The organism is Kribbella sp. NPDC050281 (assembly GCF_040655855.1).
GTDB lineage: Bacteria > Actinomycetota > Actinomycetes > Propionibacteriales > Kribbellaceae > Kribbella.
Genome location: NZ_JBFAKS010000024.1, coordinates 41,130 through 52,442, shown reverse-complemented (window position 1 = coordinate 52,442; position 11,313 = coordinate 41,130). Strand labels below are relative to the sequence as shown.

The window sequence follows — 11,313 nt, the reverse complement described above, 5'->3', positions numbered from 1 at the left end:
GCACCCCACCCGCGGCGCCGACCCAGCGGCGCCCGCCAGGGCGGTCCGCGTGGCGGCGTTCGGGTGCCGAGGCGAGTCGGTTGGCACCGCCACGATGTCGGGCGGCACTAGGATCGGTGGGCAATGAGTGGTCAGGCGAGGTCGAAGCTTTCGCGCGTGCTCGAGGATCTCGGGCGGACGTTGCTGGACGTGGTCGCGTCGCCGGGGAGTCTCGACGCTGAGCTGACCGGTGTACTGATCTACGATCCGGACGACGAGCTGGTGGTCAGTCCGGGGGAGTTGGTGCTCGGGGTCGGCGTCCGGGATGCGGAGACGACGGTCGAGTTGCTGCGGCGGCTCGGTGAGTGCGGTGCGATCGGGCTCGTCGTGAAGCATCCGGTCGAGACCTCCGAGGCGGTCGTCAGGGCGGTCCGGGAGAGTTCGGTCGCGCTGCTCGGGCTGACCCGGGCGGCGTCGTGGTCGCACGTGGCGGCGCTGCTTCGGACGATGTCACTGGCGTCGGCCGACATGGTCGGCGGCACGGACGACTTCGCGGGCGCACCGGCCGGCGATCTCTTCGCCCTCGCGAACGCGGTCGGCGCCCTGCTGGACGCGCCGGTCACGATCGAGGACCGGGCGTCGCGGGTGCTGGCGTTCTCCGGGCATCAGGAGGAGTCCGACCCCGGCCGGGTCGAGACGATCCTGGGCCGCCAGGTGCCGGACCGGTACACCCGGATGCTGCACGAGCGCGGCGCGTTCCGTGAGCTCTTCCACGGCGACGAGCCGGTGTACGTCGAGGCGCTGACCGACGAGATGCTGCCCCGCGTCGCCATCGCCGTGCGCGCAGGCAACGAAGTACTGGGGTCGATGTGGGCCGTCGCCCGGGGGCCACTGACCGCCGATCGTGCAGCGGCCTTCGCCGACTCCGCACGGATTGTTGCCTTGCACATGCTTCGGGCCCGAGCCGGCGCGGATGTCGAGCGACGGCTCAGTGCCGACCTGGTCGCTACTGTGCTGGAAGGTGGCGCGGGTGCGTCTGAGGCCGCACAGAGACTCGGTCTGGCCGACGGCCGGCTGTGCGTGATGGCCGCTCAGGTCCTCGCGGGCGACGCGGCCGACAACGAGGCCGCGTCCCAACGGCTGCGCGACGCGCTGGCTCTCCACTTCGCCGCAGTCCACCCGAGGTCGGCGGCCGCTCTGGTCGGCGGGGTCACGTACGTCGTCCTCCCGGCCGGCCACGGTTCGACGCGAACGGTGCTGAACGGCGATCGCGACATCATCCGGCTGGCCGAGGACTTCCTGGCCCGGATCGGTGCCCGCGCCGACGCCGTGATCGGCGTCGGCCGGACGACCGAGTCGCTCGCCGAGGTCGCGCTGTCCCGCCGGGAGGCGGACCGGGCGCTCCGGGTGTTGCAGGCGGACCGCCGCGGCCGTCGGATCGCCCGCTTCGACGACGTCCAGGCCGAGTCACTCCTGCTCCGGCTCGCCGACCTCGTCACCGAGGACGGCGAACTGCATCTGGGACCGCTGGCCACGCTGATCGAGTACGACGACCGGCACGAGATCGGCTTCGTCGACACCCTGGTCGCCTATCTCGATGCCTTCGGCAACGTCGCGGACGCGGCCGCCGCGGTTCACCTGCACCCGAACTCGTTCCGCTACCGCCTGCGCCGGCTGTGCGAGATCAGCGGCCTCGACCTGGACGACCCCGACGTCCGGCTGGCCACCATGTTGCAACTGCGGCTTCGCCGGCTCGCCCGGGACGCATGATCAGGAGAACGCGACCCACTCCACTCCGGTCGTGATCTCGTCCAGCCAGTCGCGGTCGATGTCGACACCAAGGCCGGGACCGGTCGGCACAGCGACATGCCTGCCGTCGAGCACGAACGGCGTAGTCACGTCGCGGGCGTAGTACCGGTTGGAAGCGCTGGTGTCACCGGGCAACGTGAAGCCCGGCAGGGCCGCCAGTGCCACGTTGGCCGCGCGTCCGATGCCCGTCTCCAGCATGCCACCGCACCACACCGGGACTCCGTTCGCGGCGCACACGTCGTGAACCCGCCGGGCCTCGAGGTAGCCGCCGACACGACCGGGTTTGACGTTCACCACCGAGGTGGCTCCGATGGCGATCGCATCCGCCGCGGACCGCGCCGAGGTGATCGACTCGTCCAGGCAGATCGGGGTCGACATCATCCGTGCCAACTCGGCGTGGCCGCGCAGGTCGTCCTCGGGCAGTGGCTGCTCGATCAGCGCGAGGTCGAAGGCGTCGAGCTGCGCCAGGTGCCGGGCGTCCCGGACCTCGTACGCCGTGTTGGCGTCGACCTGCAGGATCAGCTCGTCACCGAACCGCTCCCGCACCGCACGCACCGGCTCCAGATCCCAACCGGGCTTGATCTTGAGCTTGATCCGTACGTACCCCTCGGACAGATAGCCGCCGACAGCCTCGAGCAGTACGTCGACCGACGCCATGATCCCGACGGAGACGCCCGCCGGCACCGACGGCTTGACCGCACCGAGGTAGTCACCGAACGACATGCCTGCCGCCTTCAGTTGCGCGTCGAGCACGGCCGCCTCCAACGCAGCCTTGGCCATCGGATGACCGTGGTACGGCGCCAATACCTCGGCAATGAGCGGAGCAGTAATCGGCCCAGCGGCGGCGACCGCGGGGAGCAGGAATCGACGCAGTACGTCGGCCGCACCGTCGACGTACTCGGGGGAGTAGACCGGCTCCGACATCGCCACGCACTCGCCCCACCCCTCGCTGTCCGCGGTCACCACGCGGAGCAGCAGGATGTCGCGATGGGTCTGCGCACCGAAGGACGTCTCGAACGGAGCCACCAGCGGCAGTCCGATCCGCCGCAGCTCGACACCTGTGATCTTCAACGGTTCTTCCTCTCCCTCGTGAACACGTACCAGCCGTCCTTCGTCACTCCGGCCACCCGGGCCCCGCTCGCCATTACCTCCTGGAACGCCGCCCGGACCTCCATTCGCCAGACCTGCGCGAGCGCTGGGTCGTCCAACCGCATTCCCTCGATGTCGGCCGGTACGGCGCACCGGATCGTCGGCCCGTCCGGCATCGCCAGCCGGCGCGGTCGCCCGTCACCGTCGGAGTCGAGGATCGTCGCGCCCGCTGCCACAGGTGTCTCGAGGTGATGGCCCGCCGCGGCCGCGATGACGTCGGGAGCCCGCAGCGGCCAGCGCACCAGGAGCCGGTCGCTGCCCTGACCGGCGTTGACGCCGTCGGCCATCTCGCCGTAGAAGTCGACCAGGTACGACACCACGTGCGCGCCGAGCTTGGTCAGGTTGAAGTACGCGTTGCGGCGGACGAGCGGGTCGAAGGTCCACGCGATCGACTCGATCCCGCGTTCCAGCGACCAGGCCCGCTGGTGCAGCTTCAACGCCCAGCCGACCTGCCGGCCGCGAACCTCGGACACGACGCCGGTGATGTGCGAGTGCAGCTCGGCGGACGAGCCGGGACGGTTGGCCAGGAATGCCGCGGTGACACCGACCAGTTCGCCGTCCAGGAAGGCGCCCGCGACGTACGCACCGGCATGCGACAGGGCGCGCATCAGGTCGCCCGACACCGGTGGGCTGGCCGGGCCGGTGCGCCATACTCGCCCGAGGAGGCGTTCCGCATCGCGATGCTCGATCGGCTCGTGCAGCTCGCGAATGGTGAGGTCGCGGGCCCGGGCGACCGCATCGGCCACCTTCCGGGCCTCGCGCACCTCGGCCTCGAGCACGGCCGTCATCCGCGCGCTCCGGCGGCGATACGGTCGATCAATCCCGTCAGCAGCCGCGTGCGTTCGCCGAGCGCGGCGACGTCGGCCCACTCGTGGACCGTGTGCGCACCGTTGCCCACGGCGCCTAGTCCGTCAAGTGTCGGGATCCCGAGTCCGGCGGTGAAGTTTCCGTCCGACCCGCCGCCCACGTGAGCCCCTTCCAACGGTGGCAGACCGAGCTCACCGGCAACGTCCTGTGCGAGTGCGAACAGCTCCGCCGACAGGCTCTCTTCCAGCGGTGGGCGATTGATCCCGCCCAATACCGCGATCGACACGCCGTCGACCGGGCTCGGCAGGGCCCGGATCGCCTTGTCCACCCGTTCCTGCTCGTCCTTGCTCGCGGCCCGCACATCGATCGCGACGGACGCGGTGTCCGGAACGGTGTTGATCGTCACGCCCGACCGGGCCACCGTCGGAGTGACGGTGGTCCCGACCGAGGTGTCGGCGAGATCGCTGACCGCGAGGATCGCCTGCGCGAGCGCCAGGCTCGTATTGGCACCTTTCTCCGGCTCGAGGCCGGCATGTGCCGCCCGCCCGGTGAACTGCAACTCGTAGGTGGACACACCCTTCCGAGCCGTCTTGAGCCTGCCGTCGACGCTTGCCTCGAGCACCAGTACGGCGCGACTCCGCGCAGCCGCCGACTCGATCACCTCACGGCTGGCCGGGGAGCCCAGCTCCTCGTCCGCGGTGACCAGCAGGCCCACGTCGTCGCGGGCAGTGCAAGCAGCCATCGCATGCACGGCCTGCACCAGTCCCACCTTCATGTCGAACACGCCAGGCCCGTAGACGCGCCCGTCGATCACTCGGTACGGCGTCTGCTCGAGCGTGCCGATCGGGTGGACCGTGTCCAGGTGCCCGAGCAGCAGGACGGCCGGGTCGGCCGGTCCGAACCGGAGGACCGGTCGGCCGCCGGCCTCCGTCCGGACCGGTGCCTGGCCGAGGTACGTCGTACCTATGCCGGTCAGGACATCCGCGCAGCGGTGCAGGGCGTCGAGGTCTGACGACGGCGACTCGCAGCAGATCAGCCGCTCGAGATCTGCCAGCATCAGGTCGTGCATCGGGGTCGTCCTTCCGCGGTGGTCGTCATGAGCCGTCCAGCAGTCCCCACTGCTCGGTGTTGTAGGTCGGGAACGCAAGGCTGTTCTCCCGGATGTTGCCGACCTTCGCGCTGTAGGCCAGGAACGACCGGTTCTGGTAGAGCGGCAGGATCGCGTAGTCCGAGGACACGATCTTGTCGGCCTCCTGCAGATCCTTCGTCGCGGCGTCGGCGCTGGTCGCGGACAGTGCCGCGTTCAGCAGTTTGTCCACCTTCGGGTTGCCGTAGTTGCCCAGGTTGAACCTGCAGAAGGTGACCCCTGCGGGACAGCTCAGGTAGTAGGGGATGTTGCTGGTGGCCGAGAACGGTGACTGCGTCACGGTGCCCACGGTCAGGTCCCAGTTGCCGGCCTGGACTCCGTCGATCGTGTTCGGCACCGGGGTGGACTTGACCTGGATGCCCAGCGGCGCGACCGCCGCCTGCACCAGTTGCGCCTCGCTGGCACGGAGCTTGTCACCGGCCTGAACGATGAACCGCAGCGTCGGCACCGGCGTACCGTCCGGCGCGACGACCTTCGACCCGACTCCGGTGTAGCCGGCATCGGTCAGGGTCTTCTTGGCCTTCTCCACGTCGCCGATGCCGTACTCGTTCGCCGTATCCACGTCCGAGTAGCCCGGATAGCCCTCGATGAAGAGGTGACTGCGCAACGGTTTGGCGGTGGGGTCGAACTGCCCGATCGTCTTGTCGATCACGCCCTGCACGTTGACGGCCTGGATGATCGCCTTCCGCAGCGCGATGTTCTTCAGCGTCGGTGCGTTCAGGTTGAGCCAGACCTGATGGACCGACGCGCCGGGCGTGACCTGGTACTTCACCCCGGGCAGGTCGTCGACCTGCTGGACGATGTCGACCTGCGGGTTCGGGTAGATCACGTCGACCTCGCCGTTCGCCAGTGAGGTCGGCTGCTGTGAGACGTCGGTGATCAGGCGGAACACGAGCTTGTCGAGGTTCGGTGCCTTGCCGTACCACTTGTCGTTGCGGACCATCACCACCGAACCGTCCGAGGTGTACTCCTGGATCTTGAACGGCCCGGCCGAGAACTTCGGCACGTTCTTCGCGAACCCCTCGTTGAAGCTCTTCTCCAGCCCGGCCGGCGTCGTCACCGACCCGTACGTCGCGGCCACGTGCGCCGGCAGGATCGGGGAGAACAGTGCCTTCCAGTCGACGTACGACTGGTCGAACACGACCGTCACCGTCTTGCCGCCGTTCGACCCGGTGACCGACTTGATCCGGTCGTACCCGGCCGTGTTGGACGCCTGGCACTTCGGGCACTGGCGCGGGTCGAGCACCCGCCAGGTGTAGGCGAAGTCGTCGGCCGAGATCGGCGTACCGTCGGACCAGACCGCCTTCGGGTTGATCGTGTAGCGGATCGTCTGCGGTGAATCGGCGACCTTCTCGACCTTCGTGGCGACCGGCTCGTTCGGGGCCAGCGATCCGTCCGGCTGAATCAGGAACACGCCTGGCAGCAGCACGCTGGAGATGTCCAGCACCGAGTACGTCGCGCCGCCGGAGTTCAGCACGTTCCAGTTCGAGATCGGGTAGGTGATCGTGTAGGTCACGGTGCCGCCGGATCGTACGGTGGCGGTGTTCGCGGTGTTGAGCGGATCGGACACGCGGCCGTCGCCGGAGGTCGTCGTACCGCCACCGCCGCTGCACGCGGCCAGCAGCAGTGCGGCGGCACCAGCGGCGGCCACGACTGCGGTTCGCAAAGCCATGTCGGCTCCAGGGGATGAGAAGGGTCAGGAACGCAGCTGGGCCACGGCCTGCGCGGCCGCCCAGCCGATCAGCCCGTCGAACTGCGGGGCATTGGGAGCCGGATCGGCGGCCCGGGTGAAGACGCCCACGGCGTACCGGCCGCCGTCGGGGAACTCGACCACGCCGACCTCGTTGCGGACGAGCGGCAGCGTGCCCGTCTTGCCGCTGACCGTGACCTCGTCACCGGGGAACCCGCTGCTCAGCCGATGCGGCCAGACCTGCTTGCCCATCCAGCCGCGCACCAGCGCACAGGCCTCCGGGTCGGCGGCCTCGTCGCGCCAGATGCCGGCCAGCAGACTGGTGATCTCGTCCGGTGTCGTCCGGCAGGTCCCGGCCGGATCGAGTGCCCGCAGCGCACGCAACTGCTCCACCGGTACGTCGGCCAGCTCGCGTTCGTCGTCGGTGTAGCTGATCGCGAGGTCGGCCTCGATCGACGCCAGGATCTCCGCACAGTTCTGCGGTACGGCGGTCCCCGGCAACCCGAGCTCGGCCAGCAGTGCGGCCACACGGTCCTTGCCGACCCGATCGATCACGAGATCAGTGGCCACGTTGTCGCTGATCACCATCATCAGCAGGGCGAGGTCGTCGTAGGAGATGAGCGCCGGATCGCGGTGCATGGCCAGCCCGTACGGCGAAGCGACGAGGCCCTCGGTCGGCACCGTGATCCGTCCGGCCAGATCCACCTCGCCGGCCACGGCCTGGCGCGCGAGTTCGAGCGCCACCGGGACCTTCAGAACCGAGGCGGTGACCACCGGCGTCTCCGCGTCGACGCCGACCGTCCGGCCGGTGGCGAGGTCACGCGCGTGCAACCAGATCTCGGCGCCGAGCTCTCCGGCGTACGCGCGGATCTCGTCCGGGGTCGACGCGGTCGCGGTGACCGGCGTACGGAGCGTGGTCGGGACCGACCTGAGATTGTCGACGAGGATTCGCGCGACGGATCCCACTGCCGCGTCGACCGCGGGGAGACGGTAGTCCGGGTCGTCGGTCCGGACGAACGACGCGACGGCATACCGGCTTCCGTCGGGAGTTCGGACGACGCCTGCCTCGTTCCGCCAGAACCGGAGCGTGCCGGTCTTGGCGCTGACGATCGTGCCCGTCTCGGTGAACGCGCTGCGGAGTCGGTGCGGCCAGGCTTGCCCCGCGAGAATGCGACGCATCTCCGCGCACTGCTCGGGAGGCGCTGCCTCGTCGTTCCAGATCGCGGCGAGCAGTCTGGTGATGTCGCGTGGCGTCGAGGCCTGCAGGGTGCGCGCGGGATCGATCGCCCGGGCGGCTCGCCAGGCCTCCAGTTCGAGCTCGTCGGTGTCCGGGATGTCAGCGTAGATGGTCTGGTAGATGTCGTCGCAGGTGCCGTCGACCCGGGTCGCGGTCAGTCCGAGCTCGCGCACGGTCGCGTTGATCGACTCGGTGCCGAGCAGGTTGACGAGGATGTCGGTGGCCGCGTTGTCGCTGACGCTCATCATCCAGTACGCCAGATCGCGCAGCGACAGCTCGATCGGGCCGGCCATCACCGACAACCCGGTCGGCCCGGCCGAGCGACCGTCGACCGGTACATCCATCCGCGTCGCCGGATCGAGCCGGCCGTCGCCGAACCGGCGGAACAACTCCACCAGTACGGGAACCTTGAACACGCTCGCCAGTACCACCGCGGTGTCCTCGCCGGACCCGGTCTCCTTGCCGGTGGTGAGGTCTACCGCGTGCACCCAGGCCTGCGCATGCACAGGCCCGAGCACCTGCTCCAGCTGTTCCTTCATGCCTTCTCCTTCGCGGGGCTACTGGCCACGGCGCAGCGCGCGGCCGGGCAGGTTGCCGGTGGGTACGCCGCCGGCGAGCGCGACCGTCCCGTTGACGACGACGTGCCGCATGCCGACGGCGTACTGGTGCGGTTCCTCGTACGTCGCCCGGTCGGCGACGGTACCGGCGTCGAACGCGATCACGTCCGCATAGTTGCCCGGAGCAAGCACGCCGCGATTGCGCAGACCCAGGTTGCCGGCCGGGAGACTGGTCATCCGGCGGACCGCTTCGGGCAGGCTCAGCAGCGACTCCTCGCGGACGTACCGGCCGAGGATGCGGGCGAACGTGCCGTAGGAGCGCGGATGCGTCGCAGCGTCCGAGTACGGCGCCTCGGTCGCGAACGTCTGCGCGTCCGAACCGACCGAGACCCAGGGATTGCGGAGCGCGCTGCGCAGCACGTCCTCGTCCATCATGAAGTACATCGCACTCAGCGACGGTTCCTGCTCGACCAGGCGGCAGAGCATCTCGACCGGATCCTGGCTGTCGGCCTCGGCCGCCTGCCGCAGGCTGAGTCCGCGGTACTTCGCGGCCGGGCCCTTCGGATCGGGGAGGAGCATCACGCCGTCGGCGCCGCCGGCGGCGAGGTAGAGGTTCTCCCAGCGTGGGGACGGCGTCACGACCGCCTCCCGGATCCGGGCCCTCTCGGCGGGGTCGGCCAGGCGTGCGGCGAGCGCCTCATGGCCACCGTCGTGGAAGTCCGGCGGGATCGATGCCCCCAGCGAGGTCTGACCGGCCAGGTACGGATAGATGTCCGCGCTGACCGGCTGGCCGGTCGCGCGGGCCGCCTCGACACGCTCGATCGCCTGCGCCATCTTCGGCCAGTTGTGCCGTCCCGCCGCCTTGAGGTGGTAGATCTCCGCGTGGACTCCGGCGCGGCGGCCGATCTCGATCAGCTCGTCGACGGCCTCGAGGAAATGGTCACCCTCGCTGCGCATGTGCGAGATGTACATGCCACCCCGCTTGGCGATGACCGTGGACAGGGCAACCAGCTCGTCGGTCGAGGCGAAGCAGCCGGGTGGGTAGATGAGGGCGGAGCCGATACCCAGGGCGCCGTCGGCGAGTTCCTCGTCCAGGATGCCGGTGACGTTCGCCAGTTCGGCCGCGGTCATCGGGCGGTCGTCCGCGCCGGCGCCGATCATCCGCAGGTTGTGCGCTCCCACGAAGCTGGCGACGTTCTGGACGACGCCCTTGGTCTCGAGGTGGGCGAGGAACTCCGACAGCCGGTCCCAGACCAGTTCGGGGTCGCCCGCATCGCGGGTGGCCTCGAGCTCGGCCCGGATCTCCGGGGTGAACGGGCCGATCGAGATCCCCTCGCCGAAGATCTGCGTGGTGACGCCCTGGTACAGGTCGGACAGTCCGCGGCCGTCGCGTTCGAGGGTGAAGTAGGAGTGACTCAGGACGTTCACGAAGCCCGGAGCGACCGCCAGACCGGTCGCGTCCAGGACCTCGGCGTCCTGGTCGTCGCGGGCCAGGCCGGGCCCGATCGCGACGATGCGGTCGTTCTCGATCACGACATCGGCGGCCCGGCCGGGGCCGCCGGTGCCGTCGTGGACAGTACCGCCTCGAATGATCAGAGTCGTCGACATGCGAGCATCCTGAGCCGCTGCGACGGCCGCGGTACTCGTCCAATCGGCCGAAGTCGGAGCCGATCTTGTGTGCGATACAACGAAGAGCCGACCTGGACCCACCGGCTGCACTGGGCTGCGAGGTCCGGACGACGACACGGAGGTCGGGAATGGCGAGCACACCCTCGAGACGGACGCTCCTGACGGCGTCCTTGGCCGGCGTCGCCGCGGCGAGTCTGACGGCGCCGGCCGAGGCGGCAACGGGGTCCGCCCGCGGGACGATCCAGCGGATCGACGAGATCGTGGCGGCGATCCAGCCGCCCGGCGTCGGCATCACCGTGGCGGTGAGCAAGCACGGCCGCACGATCTTCACGAAGGGTTACGGCCTGCGCGACCGTGGCAGGCCCGACGTGTTCACCGGCGAGGACTTCTTCGAGGTCGAGCAGCTGGACGACCGGCTGCACCTGTCCCGGGGCCGGCGCCCGGCGACCGGCGGCACGATCTACAACCTTGGCTCGATCAGCAAGGGCTTCACCTCGGCCGCCGTACTGCGGCTGCACGAACGCGGCAAGCTCTCCGTCCACGATCCCCTCGGCAAGTACCTGCCTGGTTATCCACGCGGGGCCGCGATCACGCTGTTGCAACTCCTGCAGCAGGTCAGCGGCATCATCGACTACAACCAGTTCCCGCTGTTCGAACCGGCGTACGGGGCCTTTGTCGCGAGCGGCGAGCGTGATCACTCGGAGGTGGTGGCGAAACTGCAGACCCTGCCGCTGCAGTTCCCACCGGGATCGCAGTACGCCTACAGCAACACCAACTACCTCCTGCTGGGGCTGGTCGTGCAGGAGGTGACCCGGATGACGCTGGGGGAGTACCTCGCGCAGTCGTTCTTCCGGCCACTGCGGATGCGCGACACCAGGCAGAGCTACCCGGCGCTGGGCAGCCGGGACGTTGCCCTCGGCTACTACGCCGAGGGGGACGGCGTACACCGGGCGTACCAGTGGAACCTGCCGTGGATGCTGGGCGCGGGTGGAATCACGGGGACCGCGGAAGACCTCGCGCGATGGGATGCGGCGCTGTTGCGGCCGGGGTTGTTCCGGGCCGAGACGCTACGGCTGATGTTCACGCCGAACCTCGGCAGTTACGCGTGTGGATGGGTCGCCCAGACGTACGCAGGCAAACCGCTCATCTGGCACAACGGTACGGTCGGCGGCTTCCACGCAATGCATGCGTTGTTCCCCGACGACGGGATCGCGGTGGTGCTGCTCGGGAACGACCAGACGACGCAGGCCCAACTCGACCCGAGTGCGACCGCCGTGTTCGACGCGATCACTGCGGCGCGGTAGGCCGA

At 69.5% G+C, this 11,313-nt stretch carries 8 protein-coding genes; 2 read left to right on the top strand and 6 right to left on the bottom strand.

Annotated features, from left to right (window positions below):
* Positions 1-156: 156 nt before the first annotated feature.
* Positions 157-1,749, top strand: coding sequence for a helix-turn-helix domain-containing protein (locus AB0I34_RS25050; protein WP_360449091.1), 1,593 nt, complete (start codon positions 157-159; stop codon positions 1,747-1,749).
* On the opposite strand, the gene menC is transcribed toward AB0I34_RS25050, so the two are convergent.
* Genes menC through AB0I34_RS25020 form a run of 6 tightly spaced genes read right to left on the bottom strand, consistent with a single transcriptional unit; the run spans position 1,750 to position 9,983 of the window.
* Positions 1,750-2,859, bottom strand: a complete 1,110-nt coding sequence (menC, locus tag AB0I34_RS25045) for an o-succinylbenzoate synthase (protein WP_360449089.1) — start codon at positions 2,857-2,859, stop codon at positions 1,750-1,752.
* Positions 2,856-3,725 (bottom strand): GNAT family N-acetyltransferase, encoded by an 870-nt coding sequence (locus tag AB0I34_RS25040; protein ID WP_360449086.1) that lies wholly within the window; start codon positions 3,723-3,725, stop codon positions 2,856-2,858. Before AB0I34_RS25040 ends, menC begins: the two co-directional genes overlap by 4 nt.
* Complete coding sequence (locus tag AB0I34_RS25035; RefSeq protein ID WP_360449083.1) at positions 3,722-4,813, bottom strand: M20 family metallopeptidase; 1,092 nt, start codon at positions 4,811-4,813, stop codon at positions 3,722-3,724. The genes AB0I34_RS25040 and AB0I34_RS25035 overlap by 4 nt, the downstream gene beginning before the upstream one ends.
* Before the next feature lie 25 nt (positions 4,814-4,838).
* Positions 4,839-6,563: an ABC transporter family substrate-binding protein gene (locus AB0I34_RS25030; RefSeq protein WP_360449081.1), complete on the bottom strand. Its 1,725-nt coding sequence runs from the start codon at positions 6,561-6,563 to the stop codon at positions 4,839-4,841.
* Positions 6,564-6,587: 24 nt separating this feature from the next.
* Positions 6,588-8,357: a serine hydrolase gene (locus AB0I34_RS25025; protein WP_360449079.1), complete on the bottom strand. Its 1,770-nt coding sequence runs from the start codon at positions 8,355-8,357 to the stop codon at positions 6,588-6,590.
* An 18-nt stretch (positions 8,358-8,375) separates the two neighbouring features.
* Entirely contained in the window at positions 8,376-9,983 is a 1,608-nt protein-coding gene (locus AB0I34_RS25020) for a D-aminoacylase (protein WP_360449076.1), read from the bottom strand.
* 149 nt (positions 9,984-10,132) lie between these two features.
* On the opposite strand from AB0I34_RS25020, the gene AB0I34_RS25015 reads away from it, so the two are divergent.
* Complete coding sequence (locus AB0I34_RS25015; protein ID WP_360449074.1) at positions 10,133-11,308, top strand: serine hydrolase domain-containing protein; 1,176 nt, start codon at positions 10,133-10,135, stop codon at positions 11,306-11,308.
* The last annotated feature ends 5 nt before the right edge of the window (positions 11,309-11,313 follow it).

Excerpts from the sequence above, each read along its gene's own strand:
- AB0I34_RS25015 (WP_360449074.1), top strand. The coding sequence starts at position 10,133 with ATGGCGAGCACACCCTCGAGACGGACGCTCCTGACGGCGTCCTTGGCC.
- AB0I34_RS25025 (WP_360449079.1), bottom strand. The coding sequence starts at position 8,357 with ATGAAGGAACAGCTGGAGCAGGTGCTCGGGCCTGTGCATGCGCAGGCC.
- AB0I34_RS25020 (WP_360449076.1), bottom strand. The coding sequence starts at position 9,983 with ATGTCGACGACTCTGATCATTCGAGGCGGTACTGTCCACGACGGCACC.
- AB0I34_RS25040 (WP_360449086.1), bottom strand. The coding sequence starts at position 3,725 with ATGACGGCCGTGCTCGAGGCCGAGGTGCGCGAGGCCCGGAAGGTGGCC.
- AB0I34_RS25035 (WP_360449083.1), bottom strand. The coding sequence starts at position 4,813 with ATGCACGACCTGATGCTGGCAGATCTCGAGCGGCTGATCTGCTGCGAG.
- AB0I34_RS25030 (WP_360449081.1), bottom strand. The coding sequence starts at position 6,563 with ATGGCTTTGCGAACCGCAGTCGTGGCCGCCGCTGGTGCCGCCGCACTG.